The organism is Pseudomonas sp. T1.Ur (assembly GCF_023516725.1).
Taxonomy (GTDB): domain Bacteria; phylum Pseudomonadota; class Gammaproteobacteria; order Pseudomonadales; family Pseudomonadaceae; genus Aquipseudomonas; species Aquipseudomonas alvandae.
Genome location: NZ_JAMGSN010000001.1, coordinates 5333320 through 5351380, shown reverse-complemented (window position 1 = coordinate 5351380; position 18061 = coordinate 5333320). Strand labels below are relative to the sequence as shown.

The following is an 18061-nucleotide window of genomic DNA, read 5'->3' as shown; positions in this document are numbered from 1 at the left end:
GGAGTCTGCATGACGGGTCCCGGAATCAAACTGATTGTTGGCTTGGGCGTGTGTGCGTTGTTGACGGGGTGCGGTGACAAGAAACCCGAGGAAAAAGCCTTGCCCCGGGTGTTCATCCAACAAGCCACACCCAGCGAATACGCGGCCTCGGTCACGCTGACCGGGGACGTCCAGGCCCGGGTGCAAACCGATCTGTCGTTTCGCGTGGGCGGCAAGATCATCGAGCGCAAGGTCGACGTGGGTGATCGGGTCTCGGCCCGGCAAGTGCTCGCCCGGCTCGACCCTCGTGACTTGCAGACCAATGTCGATTCCGCCGAAGCCCAGGTGGCCGCCGAACAGGCGCGGGTCAAGCAGAGCGCGGCGGCCTTCGTTCGCCAGCAGAAACTCTTGCCCAAGGGCTACACCAGCCAGAGCGAATACGACACGGCCCAGGCGCAATTGCGCAGTAGCCAGAGCGCGTTGACGGCGGCCCAGGCCCAATTGGCCAACGCTCGCGAACAGCTCAGTTACACCGCGCTCATTGCCGAGGCGCCCGGCATCATCACGGCGCGCCAGGCCGAAGTCGGCCAGGTGGTCCAGGCCACGGAGCCGATTTTCAGCCTGGCCCGGGACGGCGAGCGTGACGCGGTGTTCAACATCTACGAATCACTGTTGCGCGAGCCGCCCTCGGACCCGCAGATCACCATCAGCCTGCTGGACAACCCGGCCATCAAGACCACCGGCACGGTGCGCGAGATTACCCCGGCGGTGTCCGCCGAGACCGGTACCGTACAGGTCAAGGTCACGCTCAACGACTTGCCTGAAGGCATGCGCCTGGGGTCGGTGGTCAGCGCCACGGCCAAATCCGCCGGCAAGACCGCCGTGGAATTGCCTTGGTCGGCACTGACGAAGAACCTCAGCGAGCCGGCCGTGTGGCTGGTGGACGGCGAGGGCAAGGCGCAGTTGCAGACGGTCACGGTCGGTCGCTATTTGACCGGCAAGGTCATCATCAGCGACGGGCTCAAGGGCGGCGAAAAGATCATCATTGCCGGCGGGCAATTGCTCCATCCTGGCGTGCGCGTCGAGATCGCCGAAAACAACCACGACAAAGCCCCGACAGGAGCCCTGCCATGAAGCGCCTGTGGATGGTTTCGGCCGGCCTGCTGCTGGCAGCCTGTTCGAAGGAAGAAGCACCGCCGGAACCGGTCCGGCCGGTGTTGTCCATTGAGGTGCGGGCCCTCGACCAGCAGGCCCTCGGACGCTTCGCCGGGAATATCCAGGCCCGCTACGAGACCAACGTGGGGTTCCGGGTGCCGGGTCGTATTGCCAGCCGCAACGTCGATGTCGGTGCCGAGGTGAAGAAGGGCGACTTGCTCGCGACCCTCGACCCCACCGACCAGCAGAACCAATTGCGCGCCGCCCAGGGCGACCTCGCGCGAATCCAGGCGCAGTACATCAATGCCCAGGCCAACGCCCGTCGCCAGCAACAATTGTTCGACCGTGGCGTTGGCGCCCAGGCGCAACTGGACGTCGCCCAGACCGATCTGAAAACCACCGCAGCATCCCTGGAACAGGCGCGGGCCTCGGTTGAGCAGGCCCGTGACCAGCTCAACTACAGCGAACTGCACACCGATCATGACGCCGTCGTCACGGCTTGGACTGCCGAGGCCGGGCAAGTGGTGACCGCCGGCCAGCAGGTGGTGACACTGGCCCGTCCGGACATCAAGGAAGCGGTGATCGACTTGCCTGCCGGGTTGGCCGAACGCCTGCCGGAGGACGTGGTGTTCGAAGTCGCCGCGCAACTCGACCCGGCGACCCGCACCACGGCCATCGTGCGCGAGATCGAACCCCAGGCGCAAAGCGCCACCCGCACGCGCCGCGCACGCCTGACCCTGACCGATACACCGCCAGGATTTCGCCTGGGCACGGCCATCAGCGTGACCCTGAGCTCCGCCATCGAACCGCGCATCGAGTTGCCGCTCAGTGCGCTGCAGGAAGTGGATGGCAAGACGCGAATCTGGTTGGTCAACCCGCAGGACCAGACGGTTTCGCCCCGGGACGTACAGGTGCTCGAACGATCGGATGGCTCGGTGCTGGTGGCCAACGGCATCAAGCCCGGCGACCGCGTGGTCAGCGCCGGCGTGAACAGTCTCCAGCCGGGGCAAAAAGTGAAACTCGACGAGGATGCACGATGAAAGGGCCTTTCAACTTATCGGAATGGGCCCTGCGGCATCAGTCGTTCGTCTGGTACCTGATGTTCGTCGCGCTGCTGATGGGCGTGTTCTCCTACATGAACCTCGGGCGCGAGGAGGATCCGTCGTTCACCATCAAGACCATGGTCATCCAGACCCGCTGGCCTGGCGCGACCCAGGAAGAAACGCTCAAGCAGGTCACGGACCGCATCGAGAAAAAACTCGAGGAACTCGACTCCCTCGATTATGTGAAGAGCTACACCCGGCCCGGTGAGTCCACGGTGTTCGTGTACCTGCGCGATACCACGGGCGCCAAGGAAATCCCCGAGATCTGGTACCAGGTCCGCAAGAAGATCAACGACATTCGCGGCGATTTCCCTGAAGGCCTGCAAGGTCCGGGTTTCAACGATGAATTCGGCGACGTGTATGGCTCGGTGTACGCCTTTACCGGCGACGGCCTGTCGATGCGTCAGTTGCGCGATTACGTGGAGCAGGTACGTGCCGAGATCCGCGACGTGCCTGGCCTGGGCAAGGTGGAAATGGTCGGCGAGCAGGACGAAGTGCTGTACCTGAACTTCTCCACGCGCAAACTCGCGGCCCTGGGCATCGACCAACGCCAGGTGGTGCAGAGCCTGCAATCGCAAAACGCCGTGACCCCGGCCGGGGTGATCGACGCCGGGCCGGAGCGGATTTCCGTGCGCACGTCGGGGCAGTTCCAGTCGGAAAAGGACCTGGCCAACGTCAACCTGCGACTCAACGATCGCTTCTATCGACTGGCTGACATCGCCGATATCCGCCGTGGTTATGTCGACCCCGCCACACCGATGTTCCGCTTCAATGGCACGCCAGCCATTGGCTTGGCCATCGCCATGAAGAAGGGCGGCAACATCCAGGAATTCGGCAAGGCGCTGCACGCACGCATGAACGAACTGACCGCCGACCTCCCGGTGGGCGTCGGCGTGCATACGGTGTCGGACCAGGCCGAAGTGGTGGAGGAGGCCGTTGGCGGTTTCACCAGCGCATTGTTCGAGGCGGTGATTATCGTGCTCGTCGTCAGTTTCATCAGCCTCGGCATCCGGGCCGGGCTGGTGGTGGCGTGCTCGATTCCATTGGTGTTGGCGATGGTATTCGTGTTCATGGAATACAGCGGCATCACCATGCAGCGGATCTCCCTCGGCGCGCTGATCATCGCCCTTGGGCTGCTGGTTGACGACGCGATGATCACCGTGGAAATGATGGTGACCCGTTTGGAAAAGGGCGACAGCAAGGACCAGGCCGCCACGTTCGCCTACACCTCGACCGCCTTTCCCATGCTGACCGGGACCCTGGTGACCGTGGCCGGTTTCGTGCCCATCGGCCTGAACGCCAGTTCGGCGGGCGAATACACCTTCACCCTGTTCGCTGTGATTGCCGTGGCGATGCTGGTGTCGTGGATCGTCGCGGTGCTGTTTGCCCCGGTGATCGGCGTGCACATCCTCAGCACCGACATCAAGCCCCACAGCGCCGAGCCGGGGCGGATCGGCCGGGCGTTCAATGGCGGCCTGCTGTGGGCGATGCGCAATCGCTGGTGGGCCATCGGCATCACGGTGCTGCTGTTCGCGTTGGCGGTGTTTTGCATGCGCTTCGTGCAGAACCAGTTCTTCCCGTCTTCGGACCGCCCGGAGATTCTGGTGGACCTCAACCTGCCGCAAAACGCCTCGATGGACGAGACGCGCAAAGCGGTCGATCGCCTGGAAGCGACCCTCAAGGATGACCCGGACATCGCGCGCTGGAGCACTTACATTGGCGAAGGCGCCATTCGTTTCTATCTGCCGCTGGACCAACAGCTGCAGAACCCGTACTACGCGCAACTGGTGATCGTCAGCAAGGGCCTGGAGTCGCGCGCGGCGCTGACCGAGCGCTTGCAGAAACGCCTGCGGGAAGACTTCGTCGGCATCGGCAGCTACGTGCAAGCGCTGGAAATGGGCCCGCCGGTGGGGCGGCCGATCCAGTATCGCGTCAGTGGCAAGGACATCGACCAGGTGCGCAAGCATGCGATCGAGTTGGCCACTGAGCTGGACAAGAACCCGCACATCGGCGAAATCATCTACGACTGGAACGAGCCGGGCAAGGTGCTGCGCATCGACATCGCCCAGGACAAGGCGCGGCAGTTGGGCTTGTCTTCCGACGATGTGGCCCGGTTGATGAACAGCATCGTCAGTGGCTCGCCGGTGACCCAGGTCAACGACGATATCTACCTGATCGACGTGGTAGGGCGCGCTGAAGACGCCGAGCGCGGTTCGCCGGAAACCCTGCAGAACCTGCAGATCGTCACCCCGGGCGGCACGTCGATTCCGCTGCTGGCCTTCGCCACGGTGCGTTATGAGCTGGAGCAGCCGCTGGTGTGGCGCCGCGACCGCAAGCCGACTATCACCATCAAGGCCGCCGTGCGCGATGAAATCCAGCCCACGGACCTGGTGAGGCAGTTGCAACCGGACATCGACAAGTTCGCCACCAAACTGCCGGTGGGCTACAAGATCGCCACCGGCGGCACCGTGGAGGAAAGCAGCAAGGCCCAGGGCCCCATTGCCAGTGTGGTGCCGCTGATGCTGTTCTTGATGGCGACGTTCCTGATGATCCAATTGCACAGCGTGCAGAAGCTGTTCCTGGTGGCGAGCGTCGCGCCGCTGGGCTTGATTGGCGTGGTGCTGGCGCTGGTGCCGACGGGCACGCCGATGGGGTTCGTGGCGATTCTCGGCATCCTCGCGCTGATCGGCATCATCATCCGCAACTCGGTGATCCTGGTGACCCAGATCGACGAGTATGAGCGTGACGGCTACGAACCCTGGGACGCGGTGGTGGAAGCCACCGAACACCGACGCCGGCCGATCCTGCTGACGGCGGCTGCGGCGAGCCTGGGGATGATCCCCATTGCCCGCGAAGTGTTCTGGGGACCGATGGCCTACGCGATGATCGGCGGGATCATCGTCGCCACGTTGCTGACGCTGCTGTTCCTGCCGGCGCTGTACGTGGCCTGGTACAAGATCCGCGAGCCGAAGCGTGATTGACACGGCAGCCTTCGCTGCCCTTGTGGCGAGGGAGCTTGCTCCCGCTCGGTCCTGTAGGAGCTGTCGAGTGCAACGAGGCTGCGATCTTTTCACTACCCATTGAGTCCGGAGTGAAGATCAAGATCAAAAGATCGTCCGAACGCGGCCCGAGGCTTCGCCAGCTCCTACACCGTCCAGCGGGAGCAAGCCCGCGATGAGTCCAGCCCAGTCCCCCGATTTGTTACTTGCGCAACAACCGCAACCCATTGAACACCACCAGCAAACTCACCCCCATGTCGGCAAACACCGCCATCCACATGGTGGCGAACCCGGCGAAGGTGACCCCGAGAAAGATCGCCTTGATCACCAACGCCAGGATAATGTTCTGTTTCAGGATGCTGGACGTCTGCCGCGACAGGCGAATGAACGCCGGGATCTTGCGCAAGTCATCATCCATCAAGGCGACATCGGCGGTTTCGATGGCCGTGTCGGTGCCGGCCGCCGCCATGGCGAAACCGATTTCCGAGCGGGCGAGCGCCGGGGCGTCGTTGATGCCGTCGCCGACCATGCCGACCCGGTGGCCTTGGGCATACAGATCTTCGATGGCGTGCAGCTTGTCCTCCGGCAGCAGGTCGCCACGAGCCTGATCGATGCCGACCTGCCGGGCGATCGCCTCGGCGGTGTGGGCGTTGTCGCCCGTCAGCATCAACGTCTTGATACCCAGTCCGTGCAATTGCCGGATGGCTTCGCGGCTGGAATCCTTCACGGTGTCGGCGACGGCGAACAGCGCCAAGGGCTTTGTGCGGTCGAGCAGCAGCACCACGGACTTGCCCTGTTTTTCCAGCGCGAAGAGTTGCTCTTCCAGCTCGGGGGAGCACAGGCCCAGGTCTTCCACGAGGCGGTGATTGCCCAGGTGATAGGTCTGGCCGCCGATGTCGCCGCGCACACCGCGCCCGGCCAGCGCGGCGAAGTTATCCACAGCGTGCTGCGTCAGTTGCTCATCCACAGCCGCCTCGGCAATCGCCCGGGACACAGGGTGGTCCGAGCGTGCCGCGAGGCTGGCAGCCAAGGCTGGGACGGTGGATTCCATGGTCGGGTCCAGCAGCACGTAATCGGTCTGTACCGGCTTGCCGTGGGTGATCGTGCCGGTCTTGTCCAAGGCCAGGTAGTCGAGCTTGTGGCCGCCTTCAAGATAGACGCCACCCTTGACCAATATGCCTTTGCGCGCCGCTGCTGCCAGGCCGCTGACGATGGTCACGGGGGTGGAAATCACCAGGGCGCAAGGGCAGGCGACCACCAGCAGGACCAGCGCGCGATAGATCCAGTCGAACCAGCTCGCGCCCATGAACAGCGGTGGGATGATCGCCACGGCCAGGGCCAGCGCAAACACCGCCGGGGTGTAGATTTTCGAGAATTGATCGACGAAGCGCTGGGTCGGCGCCCTGGAACCTTGGGCCTGTTCCACCGCGTGAATGATTCGCGCCAGGGTCGATTGATCGGCAGCGGCGGTGACCGTGTATTCCAGCTCGCCGGCCTGGTTGATGGTGCCGGCGAAGACTTTATCGCCCACGGTTTTTTCCACCGGCAGGCTCTCACCGGTGATGGGCGCCTGGTCAATGGTCGAGCGCCCGGCGACCACGTCACCGTCCAGCCCAACCCGTTCGCCAGGACGAACCCGCACCCTGGCACCGAGGGCAATGCTCTTTACTTCCTCTACCTGCCACGTGCCGTCGGCCTGTTGCACCGTTGCTTGTTCCGGCGCCATCTGCATCAGGCCACTGATGGCGTTGCGTGCGCGATCAAGGGACTTAGCCTCGATCAGCTCGGCCACGGTGAACAGGAACATCACCATCGCCGCTTCCGGCCATTGGCCAATCAACACGGCACCGGTCACGGCGATGCTCATCAAGGCGTTGATGTTCAGGTTGAAGTTTTTCAGGGCAATCCAGCCCTTCTTGTACGTGCCGAGGCCGCCGCTGAGAATCGAGACCAATGCAACCAACGCGACCACCCAGTTTGGCGCGGCATTGGTGAAATGGATCACCTCGGCGCCCAGGGCCGTCACGCCGGACAACGCCAGCGGCCACCAGGGCTTCGCTGGGGCAGGCAGGTTGTTGGTTTCCGGTTTCTCGCCCGCAGTCAGCGGATCGGCCTGCATCCCTAAGGATTCGATGGCCTTGATGATCGGCGCATCGCTGGGCAGATCGTGGGTCACGCCCAGCACCCGGTTGATCAGGTTGAATTCCAATTGCTGCACACCTTCGAGCTTGCCGAGTTTGTTCTGGATCAGCGTCTGCTCGGTGGGGCAGTCCATGGCTTCGATGCGAAAACTGCTCAGCCGCGCACCGTCCGTCGGCGTCTTGCCGAGGTTGACCACCGACGGTGCCGCTTTCGAGGCGCAGCAGGAGTGCTCATGGGCGTGGCCGTGGTCGGGTTTGTGGATGTGAAGGGAATCGCTCATCGGGTGACGTCCGTGAAAAGTGCCTGTTGCGCAGTAAAGACCCTGTAGCCACTATAGGGTCAAGCACCTATTTGGGAGATCGAACCATGAAGATCGGAGAACTGGCGAAAATCACCGACTGCCAGGTCGAAACCATCCGCTACTACGAACGTGAAGGCCTGCTGCCGGAACCGGCCCGCAGCGATGGCAACTACCGCGTCTACACCCAGGCCCATGCCGAACGGCTGACGTTCATCCGCAACTGCCGCACCCTGGACATGACCCTGGGAGAAATCCGCAGCCTCCTGGCTTTGCGCGACAGTCCCCAGGACCAATGCGAGAGCGTCAATGCACTGATCGACGAGCACATCGACCACGTCAAGGCGCGTATCGATGGCCTGATGGCCTTGCAGGCGCAACTGATCGACCTGCGCCATCGCTGTGGCGAAGGGCCGGATCTTGAGCAGTGTGGGATCTTGCAACGGTTGGAAGTGAGCGGCGCGGTGGCGCCGGAGGTGGAGCATTCCCATGTAGGAAGGAGTCATGGGCATTGAACTGATCTTGAAGCACATGGCGATCTAATGTGGGAGCGAGCTTGCTCGCGATAGCAACCTATCAGTCAACATTGATGTTGAATGTACTGGCCCTATCGCGAGCAAGCTCGCTCCCACAAGGGAGAGGCGGGGTGGCTCAGACCGCCATCGGCGCGGTCATCGGCGCGTGGTGCTGGTAGCCTTCGAGGGAGAAATCTCCCGGCTCGACTTGCTCCAGCCACTCCGGCTGGTACACACCCGTCTTGGCAAACTCCGGCACGCGCTCGGAAATCACCAGTTTCGGCATCGGGAACGGCTCGCGGGTTAGCTGTTCGTTGAGCATGTCCAGGTGGTTTTCGTAGACGTGGGCGTCGCCGATGAAATAGGTGAACCAGCGCGGCGTATAACCGGTCAGGCGCCCGATCAGGCTCAGCAGCGCGGCGCCTTCGGTGAGGTTGAACGGCGTGCCCAGGCCCAGGTCGTTGGAGCGGATGTAGAGGGTCAGGGAGATTTCCCTGGTCTCGACATTCGGGTGGAACTGGTAGAGCAGATGGCACGGCGGCAGGGCCATTTCATCGAGCTGGGCGCAGTTCCAGCCATGGAACAGGATGCGCCGGCTGCCCGGGTCCTTGATGATGGTGTCGACGCACTGGCGAACCTGGTCGATGGCCTTGTACAGCACCACGTAGGCCTGGCCGTTTTCTTCGCCCTCGGCGATCTGCCGGTAACCCTGGGCCAGCGTTTGCTCGATGGCGGCGCGGTTGCTCAGGGGAATCTGCTTGTAGGCCGGCCACTGGCGCCATTGCACGCCGTAGATCTCGCCCAGGTCGTCTTCACCCTGGCGGAACGGATTGGCCAGCCACTGCGCATTTTCGTTGGCGTTCTGGTCCCAGACCTTGCAGCCCAGGGCGCGGAACTCGGCGGCATTGTTCACGCCACGCAGGAAACCGCACATTTCGCCGATGGCCGATTTGAAGGCCATCTTGCGGGTGGTGATGGCGGGAAAGCCTTCCTTCAAGTCATAGCGCAGCATGGCGCCGGGGAAGCTGATGGTGTTCACGCCGGTGCGGTTGGCTTGCTTGGTGCCGTTCTTGATGACGTGGGCCACCAGATCGAGATATTGCTTCATGGGTTACCTGTGTCCTTGAACCCGGGGCCAGCGCCCCGGGGTTCGAATTTAAACGTTGGCGGCGGCAGCCGGCGCGCGACGATAGGCCAGCCAGATCAGCGCCAGGCCACCGATGATCATCGGCAGGCACAGCACCTGGCCCATGGTCAGCCAGTTCCACGCCAGATAACCGAGCTGGGCGTCTGGGACGCGGACGAATTCGACGATGAAGCGGAAGATGCCATAGAACAGGGCGAACATGCCCGACACCGCCATGGTTGGCCGCGGCTTGCGCGAAAACAGCCAGAGAATCAGGAAGAGTGCCACGCCTTCGAGGGCGAATTGATAGAGCTGCGACGGGTGGCGCGGCAACTGCGCCGGATCGCTGAACGGCGGGAAAATCATCGCCCAAGGCACGTCGGTCGGCTTGCCCCACAGCTCGGCATTGATGAAATTGCCGATGCGCCCGGCGCCCAGGCCGATCGGCACCATCGGCGCGACAAAGTCCATCAGTTCGAAAAACGATTTGTTGTTGCGCTTGCCGAACCACAACGCCGCCAGCATCACGCCGATGAACCCGCCGTGGAACGACATGCCGCCCTTCCAGACTTCGAAGATCAACGTCGGGTTGGCCAGGTAGGCGCTCAGGTCGTAGAACAGCACATAGCCCAGGCGTCCGCCGACGATCACGCCCATGGACAGCCAGAACACCAGGTCGGAGAGCTTTTCCTTGTTCCAGGTCGGGTCGAAGCGGTTCAGCCGGCGCGACGCCAGCAGCCAGGCACCGCCGATGCCGATCAGGTACATCAGGCCGTACCAGTGGATTTTCAGCGGGCCGATGGCCAGGGCAACCGGATCGATCTGCGGGTAAGGCAGCATTGATATTCCTCGTAAACGTCAAAAATACCCGGGCGACGCTGCCACCTCGGGATTAAGCCAGGATTGCGTCAGAGCAGGAAACTCAAGCCCACGCTGAACAGCAAAGCGGCGAACAGCCGTTTGAGCAAGCGCGGTGACAGGCGATGGGCCAGCCGCGCACCGACGCGGGCGAAGACCATGCTCGTCAGGGCGATCCCCAGCAGGGCCGGCAAATATACAAAACCGAGACTATGGGGCGGCAACAGCGGATCGTGCCACCCCAGAATCATGAAACTCAGCGCACTGACCAGGGCGATCGGCAGCCCGCAGGCCGAGGAGGTCGCCACCGCTTGTTGCATCGGTACGCTGCGCCAGGTCAGGAATGGCACGGTCAGCGAACCGCCACCGATGCCGAAAATCGCCGAGGCCCAGCCAACGACCGTGCCAGCCAGGGTCAACCCGACCTTGCCCGGCACCGTGCGGCTGGCCTTGGGCTTGAAGTCCAGGGCCAGTTGCGCGGCGACGAGCATGGCGAACACGCCGATGATCTTTTGCAGGTGCGGGCCGGAAATGGCTTCGGCGGTAAGCGCGCCGAAACCGGCGCCGATCAGGATCCCGACGGTCATCCAGGCAAAGATCAGCCAGCGCACCGCGCCTTTGCGATGATGTTCGCGCACGGCGTTGACCGATGTGAAGATGATCGATGCCAGGGATGTACCGACAGCCAGGTGCGTCAACACCTGCGGATCGAAACCCTGCAAGGTGAAACTGAACACCAGCACCGGGACGATGATCATTCCGCCCCCCACGCCGAACAGCCCGGCCAGCACGCCGGCGCAGGCGCCGAGCAGCAGATAGAGCAAAAATTCCACCAGCGTCGCCTCGACCATCGCAAATAAGAGCGGCATGGTAACGGATCGAGGGGCCTGGTCTCTACTGAAGGCGATGGATGCATGCTGGAGGTATCGGTAGAGTAGGCGCAACGCATGGCTTTTGTGACGAGGGAGCTTGCTCCCGCTGTAGGAGCTGTGTAGGAGCTGTGTAGGAGCTGTCGAGTGCAACGAGGCTGCGATCTTTCCAAGGACACTTGAATCTCAAGCGAAAAATCAAAAGCTCAAAAAAGATCGCAGGCTTCGCCAGCGCCTACAGAGCCCAGCGGGAGCAAGCTCCCTCGCCACAAAGACGGTGTTCGGCTTTATTCTTTTAACGGATTGGCATTGTTAACAGGACAACCTGATGTGCCTGATCGTATTTGCCTGGCGGCCCGGCCACGCCCAGCCGCTGATCGTAGCGGCCAACCGCGACGAATTCTATGCGCGCCCGACCTTGCCCTTGGCGCAGTGGGCCGATGCGCCCCATGTCCATGCCGGTCGTGACCTGGAGGCGGGCGGGACCTGGCTCGGCGTTGGTGCCGACGGTCGCTTTGCGGCCCTGACGAACATCCGCGATCCGGGCCAGCTACCGGCATTCAAGTCTCGCGGCGAACTGGTGGCGCGGTTCCTGACCGGAAATCTTCCGATTGGCGATTATTTAAGCGAAGTGGTGCCGCGTGCAGGTGAATACGGTGGCTTCAACCTGCTGCTCGGCGACGGGTCCGAATTGTGGCACTACAACGCCCGCGATACCCGGCCGCAGCAGTTGGCCGAAGGGGTCTACGGCTTGTCCAACGCCGGGCTGAACACGCCCTGGCCGAAGTTGCTCAAGGCTCGGACGGCATTGAGCGAAGTGCTGGACGATCCGCAGCCCCAGTCGTTGCTGGCGCTGCTGAACGACCCGCAACCTGCGCCAGTGGCCGAACTGCCAGATACGGGCGTGGGCCTCGCGACCGAGATGCTGCTATCGAGCGTGTTCATCGCCAGCCCGGCCTACGGGACGCGGGCGAGTACGGCGCTGATTGTCCATGCCGATGGGACGCGGCAGATGGTCGAGCGCAGTTTCGGGCCGCATGGGGGGCATTTGGGGGAGGTGGAGCTACACATTTGATTCAGCCCTATAGGAGCCCTGTAGGAGCTGCGTAGGAGCTGTGTAGGAGCTGCCGAGTGCAACGAGGCTGCGATCTTTCCCCAGACACTTGAGTCTCAAGCGAAAGATCAAGATCAAGATCAAGATCAAAAGATCGCAGGCTTCGCCAGCTCCTACAGAGCCCAGCGGGAGCAAGCTCCCTCGCCACAAATGCTCGCCGCAGGATTTAGAGCGTCTTGCTCGACGCCGGATTGATCATCCGCGCCAACCCCAGGTTCTTCAGCGCCAACTGCAAGGAGCTATGAATCACCTGCGGATTATCGATGGTCATCAGCTCCGCCAGCAGTTCCTGGGCCTTGCTGAGGTTGATCTGGCGCAGCATCCACTTCACTTTCGGCAGGTTGGTCGCGTTCATCGACAGGCTGTCGAAACCCATCGCCATGAGCAGCACCGCCGCCGCCGGGTCACCGGCCATTTCGCCGCAGATGCTCACCGGCTTGCCTTCGGCATGGGCATCACGCACCACGGTCTGCAAGGCTTGCAGCACCGCCGGGTGGAGGTAGTCGTAGAGATCGGCCACCCGTGGGTTGTTGCGGTCCACGGCCAGCAGGTACTGGGTCAGGTCGTTGGAACCCACCGAGAGGAAGTCCACCTGCCGCGCCAGTTCCTTGGTCTGGTACACCGCTGCCGGGATTTCGATCATCACCCCGACTGGCGGCATCGGCACGTCGGTGCCTTCGTCGCGGACCTCGCCCCAGGCCCGGTGGATCAGGTGCAGGGCTTCTTCCAGTTCATGGGTACCGGAGATCATCGGCAACAGGATGCGCAGGTTGTTCAAGCCTTCGCTGGCCTTGAGCATGGCGCGAGCCTGGACCAGGAAGATCTCCGGATGGTCGAGCGTCACGCGAATGCCGCGCCAGCCGAGGAAGGGGTTGTCTTCCTTGATCGGGAAATAGGACAGGGACTTGTCGCCGCCGATGTCCAGGCTGCGCATGGTCACTGGCTGCGGATGGAACGCGGCCAGTTGCTCGCGGTAGATCGCCAGCTGTTCCTTTTCGCTGGGGAAGCGCTGGTTGATCATGAACGGCACTTCGGTGCGGTAAAGGCCTACGCCTTCGGCGCCACGCTTCTGCGCCCGGGCCACGTCGGCCAGCAGGCCGGTGTTGACCCACAGCGGCATGCGGTGGCCGTCGAGGGTCACGCACGGCAGGTCCCGCAGCGCATCCAGGCCCAGGGACAGTTGTTTTTCTTCCTCCACCACATCGGCAAACTGCTTGCGCAGCACGTCGCTGGGGTTGGTATAGACCTCGCCATGGTAGCCATCGACGATCATCTGGATGCCGTCGACCTTGGAGTACGGCAGGTCCACCAGGCCCATCACCGTCGGGATGCCCATGGCCCGGGCCAGGATCGCCACGTGGGAGTTGCCCGAACCCAGTACCGAGACCAGCCCCGCCAGCTTGCCTTCGGGGACTTCGCCGAGCATGGCCGGGGTCAGCTCTTCGCTGACCAGGATGGTGTTGTCGGGGTAGACCAGGGTCTGCTGGCGCTCTTGCTGCAAGTAGGCCAGCAGCCGGCGGCCAAGGTCCTTGACGTCCGAGGCGCGCTCGCGCAGGTAGGCGTCGTCCATCAGTTCGAAACGGTTGACGTGGTCGGTCACCACCTGGCGCAGCGCGCCCTGGGCCCATTGGCCGGTCTTGATGACCGTGGTGACTTCGCTGCCCAGGGAGGCATCGTCGAGCATCATCAGGTAGACGTCGAACAGTGCGCGCTCTTCAGGGCGCAGCTGCGTCGCCAGCTTGGCCGACAAGGCACGCATGTCGGCCCGCACGCCTTCGATGGCGGTCTTGAACAAACCCAGCTCGGCGTCGATGTCGCTGATGGCCTTGTCCGGCACCACGTCGAGGTCGGCGGGCGGCAACATGACCACCGCCGTGCCCACCGCCGCGCCCGGCGAACCCGGCACACCGACGAACTTGGCTTCCTGGATGCCCTTGCCCTGGCGGCCCAGGCCGCTGATCGAGCCTGTGGCTTCGGCGTGGGCGATAACCCCGGCCAGTTGCGCGCTCATGGTCACGAGGAAGGCTTCTTCACCTTCGTCGAACTGACGGCGCTCTTTTTGCTGGATGACCAACACGCCGACGACACGGCGGTGGTGGATGATCGGTGCACCAAGGAATGACGCGTAGCGCTCCTCGCCGGTTTCGGCAAAGTAGCGATAGCGTGGGTGATCCGCGGCGTTTTCGAGGTTCAGGGGTTCTTCGCGCGTGCCGACCAGGCCGACCAGGCCTTCATTCGGGGCCATGCTGACTTTGCCGATGGAGCGCTTGTTCAAGCCCTCGGTGGCCATCAGCACGAAACGGTTGGTCTCGGGGTCCAGCAGGTAGACCGAGCAGACCTGGCTGCCCATGGCCTCTTTGACGCGCAACACAATAATCCCCAACGCCGCCTTGAGATCCTTGGCGGAGTTAACTTCCTGGACGATCTTGCGCAGCGTATTGAGCATGGCTCGGGGTCGAACTCCGTCGTCAGTCGCGCGTCAGCAGGCGCGGGGCAAGCTCTTTAAGGGCGCGTCGATACACCTCGCGCTTGAATGTCACCACCTGGCCCAACGGATACCAATAGCTGACCCAGCGCCAGCCATCGAACTCCGGTTTACCGGTCAAATCCATCCGCACCCGTTGCTCGTTGGAGATCAGGCGCAGGAGAAACCATTTCTGCTTCTGGCCGATGCACAGCGGCTGGCTGTGCGTCCTGACCAGGCGTTGCGGCAAACGATAGCGCAACCAGCCTCGGGTGCAGGCGAGTATCTCAACATCCTCTCGCTCCAGCCCGACTTCTTCATTCAATTCGCGGTACAAGGCCTCTTCCGGCGTCTCCTGGGGGTTGATCCCACCCTGGGGAAACTGCCAGGCGTCTTGATTGATACGGCGTGCCCATAGCACCTGCCCAGCATCATTCGTAAGAATGATCCCCACATTGGGACGGAAACCATCGGGATCGATCACGGCAACAACCTCGCAAACGCATGTCGCCGCATTGTTCCACAAAGGTTGTGAAAGCAGCAACGAGCGTCCCTAGCTTATGTGCACTCTTGTGAAAAGTCCGTATTCTGGACGCCTTTCTTCAGAATTTTCAGCGAGTAACTGCAATGCGGCTGGCTTTATTCGACTTGGACAACACACTGTTGGGTGGCGACAGCGATCACGCGTGGGGCGATTACCTGTGTGAACGCGGTTTCCTTGATGCCGTTACGTACAAGGCACGCAACGATGAGTTCTACCAGGACTACCTGGCCGGCAAGCTCGACAATGCCGAATACCTGAACTTCTGCCTGGAAATCCTCGGCCGCACCGAGATGGAAGTACTGGCGCAGTGGCATCTGGACTACATGCGCGACTGCATCGAGCCGATCGTGCTGCCCCAAGCCATCGAGCTGTTGAAAAAACACCGCGACGCCGGCGACAAACTGGTGATCATCACCGCCACCAACCGCTTCGTCACCGCCCCGATTGCCGAACGCCTCGGGGTCGAAACCCTGATCGCCACCGAATGCGAAATGATCGATGGGCGCTACAGCGGGCGCAGCACCGATATCCCGTGTTTCCGCGAGGGCAAGGTGACCCGGTTGAACCGCTGGTTGGAGGAAACCGGGTATTCGCTGGAGGACAGCTACTTCTATAGCGATTCGATGAACGACTTGCCGCTGTTGGAAGCAGTGACGCATCCGGTGGTGGTGGATCCGGATCCGAATCTTCGGGCCGAGGCCGAGAAGCGTGGTTGGCCGGTGATTTCGTTGCGCGGCTGATATAGCTATCGTCGGATCGCCGCCCGGAGCAAGCTCGCTTCCACAGGGGATTTGCGTCGATCACGCAACCTTTGTGGGAGCGAGCTTGCTCGCGATAAAAGCGACGCGGTCCAAAGCCTTAAACCGGCTTGGCCCCCATCAACCCCGCAATGGCAACAAAGCAGACAACACTGAACAGCGCCAGGGCAAAGGTAAACTTCCCGCTGCCGCCCGGTGCCTTGCGCAATTTATTCAGTCGCACCACCAGCCAGAACCCCGCCAGCGCCGCCAAGGTGTAAAGCACGCTGGAAGCCAGCAGCCAGGTCTGCCCCAGTGGCCAGCCGACTTGATGAACCATCCACCAACCGGTGAAGGGCAGGCTCGCCAGCGCCAGGATCATCACCAGCCAGATGAACAGCCGTGGACGTTGCAGCGTGCGCGCGGCGGCCGTGGCATCGCCGTTGCGGCGCGTGCGCCAGACCCAGACGGCCAGCCCCAGGGCGCCCGCCAGCAGCAATACGGTGGCGATGCCGTGGGCGATCTTCAGCGCAGTCAATGTTTCCATGGTTGGATTTTCCTTAAGTCTTGCTCACAGCCTAGTCCGGCTTTATCAACCCAGGAACAGCTGATAGGCCGGATTGTCGCTCTCGTCCCAGTACGGGTAACCGATTTCTTCCAGGGCGGCCGGAACCAGGTGGCGTTCATCGTGGGGCACTTGCAGCCCGGCGACCACGCGGCCATCCGCCGCGCCATGGTTGCGGTAGTGGAACATCGAGATGTTCCAACGCCCGCCCAGCTTGTTGAGGAAGTTGAACAGCGCCCCCGGGCGTTCCGGGAATTCGAAACGCAGGACCACTTCGTCAATGACGTGAGCGGCGTGGCCACCGACCATGTGGCGAATGTGCAGCTTGGCCAGTTCGTTGTCGGTCAGGTCCAGCACCGGGAAACCCTGCTCGGTCAGGCTGGCGATCAGCTTGCTGCGTGGGTCGTTTTCCGGGTGCGTCTGCACGCCAACGAAGATGTGTGCTTCGCTGCCGGTGTTGTAGCGGTAGTTGAATTCGGTGATCTGGCGTTTGCCGATGGCTTCGCAGAACGCCTTGAAGCTGCCTGGCTTCTCGGGGATGGTCACGGCGATGATCGCTTCGCGGCCTTCACCCAGCTCGGCGCGTTCGGCCACATGGCGCAGGCGGTCGAAGTTGACGTTGGCGCCGGAATCGATGGCCACCAGGGTGTGGCCGCTGATGCCGCGCGTCTCGACGTATTTCTTGATCCCGGCAACGCCCAGCGCACCGGCAGGTTCAGTGATCGAGCGGGTATCGTCGTAGATGTCCTTGATCGCAGCGCAGATCTCATCAGTGCTGACGGTGATGACCTCATCCACGTAGTGCTTGCAGATATCAAAGGTGTGCTGGCCGATCTGCGCCACGGCCACGCCATCGGCGAACAGGCCCACGGTCGGCAGGACCACGCGCTCGCCAGCGGCCATGGCTGCTTGCAGGCAGTTGGAATCGTCCGGTTCGACGCCGATGATCTTGATCTCCGGACGCAGGTATTTCACATAGGCCGCGATCCCTGCGATCAGCCCGCCACCGCCCACCGGGACGAAAATCGCATCGAGACGCCCTGGGTGCTGGCGCAGGATTTCCATCGCCACCGTGCCCTGCCCGGCAATGGTGTGAGGGTCGTCGTACGGGTGGATGTAGACGTAGCCTTTCTCATCGACCAGCTTCAGTGAATAGGCCAGGGCTTCAGGAAACGAGTCGCCATGCAGCACGACTTTGCCGCCACGGGAACGCACGCCTTCGACCTTGATTTCCGGCGTGGTCTTGGGCATGACGATGGTGGCTTTCACCCCCAGCACCTTGGCGGCCAGCGCCAAGCCCTGGGCATGGTTGCCCGCCGACGCGGTGACCACGCCCCGGGCGCGCTCTTCGTCGCTGAGCTGGGTCAGCTTGTTGTAGGCCCCGCGAATCTTGAACGAGAACACCGGTTGCAAGTCTTCGCGCTTGAGCCAGACTTCGTTGCCCAGCCGCTCGGAGAGCTGGCGAGCGGTCTGCAGCGGGGTTTCCACGGCAACGTCGTAAACGCGCGAGGTGAGGATCTTTTTGACGTACTGTTCAAGCATCGGAAGCATCACTGAGCGGGTTGGGCAGGGCCAAGGAGTCTAACCCGGCTT

The 18061-nt window shown here is 62.6% G+C and carries 14 protein-coding genes; 6 read left to right on the top strand and 8 right to left on the bottom strand.

What is annotated here, in order from left to right:
- The first annotated feature begins 9 nt into the window (after positions 1–9).
- The 3 genes from M8Q45_RS23650 to M8Q45_RS23640 are packed head-to-tail and all read left to right on the top strand — an operon-like array spanning position 10 to position 5218.
- A complete protein-coding gene (locus M8Q45_RS23650; protein WP_249876606.1) occupies positions 10–1113 on the top strand; it encodes an efflux RND transporter periplasmic adaptor subunit in 1104 nt (367 codons plus the stop codon).
- A complete protein-coding gene (locus M8Q45_RS23645; RefSeq protein ID WP_249876605.1) occupies positions 1110–2174 on the top strand; it encodes an efflux RND transporter periplasmic adaptor subunit in 1065 nt (354 codons plus the stop codon). The genes M8Q45_RS23650 and M8Q45_RS23645 overlap by 4 nt, the downstream gene beginning before the upstream one ends.
- The gene (locus tag M8Q45_RS23640; RefSeq protein ID WP_249876604.1) at positions 2171–5218 is read left to right on the top strand and encodes an efflux RND transporter permease subunit; all 3048 of its coding nucleotides are present in this window, start codon (positions 2171–2173) and stop codon (positions 5216–5218) included. Before M8Q45_RS23645 ends, M8Q45_RS23640 begins: the two co-directional genes overlap by 4 nt.
- A gap of 220 nt (positions 5219–5438) precedes the next feature.
- On the opposite strand, the gene M8Q45_RS23635 is transcribed toward M8Q45_RS23640, so the two are convergent.
- Positions 5439–7658, bottom strand: a complete 2220-nt coding sequence (locus tag M8Q45_RS23635; protein ID WP_249876603.1) for a heavy metal translocating P-type ATPase — start codon at positions 7656–7658, stop codon at positions 5439–5441.
- Positions 7659–7744: 86 nt separating this feature from the next.
- Between M8Q45_RS23635 and cadR the strand changes: the two genes are divergently transcribed.
- Positions 7745–8191, top strand: coding sequence for a Cd(II)/Pb(II)-responsive transcriptional regulator (gene cadR / locus M8Q45_RS23630; protein ID WP_249876602.1), 447 nt, complete (start codon positions 7745–7747; stop codon positions 8189–8191).
- A gap of 136 nt (positions 8192–8327) precedes the next feature.
- Here cadR and M8Q45_RS23625 read toward each other — a convergent pair whose 3' ends face one another.
- The 3 genes from M8Q45_RS23625 to M8Q45_RS23615 all read right to left on the bottom strand — a co-directional run bounded on the left by M8Q45_RS23625 (position 8328) and on the right by M8Q45_RS23615 (position 11008).
- Positions 8328–9299: a thymidylate synthase gene (locus M8Q45_RS23625; protein ID WP_249876601.1), complete on the bottom strand. Its 972-nt coding sequence runs from the start codon at positions 9297–9299 to the stop codon at positions 8328–8330.
- 48 nt (positions 9300–9347) lie between these two features.
- The gene (lgt, locus tag M8Q45_RS23620; RefSeq protein ID WP_249876600.1) at positions 9348–10157 is read right to left on the bottom strand and encodes a prolipoprotein diacylglyceryl transferase; all 810 of its coding nucleotides are present in this window, start codon (positions 10155–10157) and stop codon (positions 9348–9350) included.
- A gap of 68 nt (positions 10158–10225) precedes the next feature.
- Complete coding sequence (locus tag M8Q45_RS23615; RefSeq protein ID WP_198797091.1) at positions 10226–11008, bottom strand: sulfite exporter TauE/SafE family protein; 783 nt, start codon at positions 11006–11008, stop codon at positions 10226–10228.
- Between the two features lie 364 nt (positions 11009–11372).
- Between M8Q45_RS23615 and M8Q45_RS23610 the strand changes: the two genes are divergently transcribed.
- Complete coding sequence (locus M8Q45_RS23610; RefSeq protein WP_249876599.1) at positions 11373–12119, top strand: NRDE family protein; 747 nt, start codon at positions 11373–11375, stop codon at positions 12117–12119.
- 205 nt (positions 12120–12324) lie between these two features.
- On the opposite strand, the gene ptsP is transcribed toward M8Q45_RS23610, so the two are convergent.
- Together ptsP and M8Q45_RS23600 are read right to left on the bottom strand one after the other, a co-directional pair.
- Positions 12325–14604, bottom strand: coding sequence for a phosphoenolpyruvate--protein phosphotransferase (gene ptsP / locus M8Q45_RS23605; protein ID WP_030140531.1), 2280 nt, complete (start codon positions 14602–14604; stop codon positions 12325–12327).
- Positions 14605–14626: 22 nt separating this feature from the next.
- Positions 14627–15106, bottom strand: a complete 480-nt coding sequence (locus M8Q45_RS23600; protein WP_003186867.1) for an RNA pyrophosphohydrolase — start codon at positions 15104–15106, stop codon at positions 14627–14629.
- Positions 15107–15249: 143 nt separating this feature from the next.
- Between M8Q45_RS23600 and M8Q45_RS23595 the strand changes: the two genes are divergently transcribed.
- Positions 15250–15906 (top strand): histidinol-phosphatase, encoded by a 657-nt coding sequence (locus M8Q45_RS23595; protein WP_249876598.1) that lies wholly within the window; start codon positions 15250–15252, stop codon positions 15904–15906.
- Positions 15907–16024: 118 nt separating this feature from the next.
- On the opposite strand, the gene M8Q45_RS23590 is transcribed toward M8Q45_RS23595, so the two are convergent.
- Together M8Q45_RS23590 and ilvA are read right to left on the bottom strand one after the other, a co-directional pair.
- Complete coding sequence (locus M8Q45_RS23590; protein WP_249876597.1) at positions 16025–16450, bottom strand: DUF2269 family protein; 426 nt, start codon at positions 16448–16450, stop codon at positions 16025–16027.
- Positions 16451–16495: 45 nt separating this feature from the next.
- Positions 16496–18010 (bottom strand): threonine ammonia-lyase, biosynthetic, encoded by a 1515-nt coding sequence (gene ilvA / locus M8Q45_RS23585; RefSeq protein ID WP_249876596.1) that lies wholly within the window; start codon positions 18008–18010, stop codon positions 16496–16498.
- Positions 18011–18061: the final 51 nt, after the last annotated feature.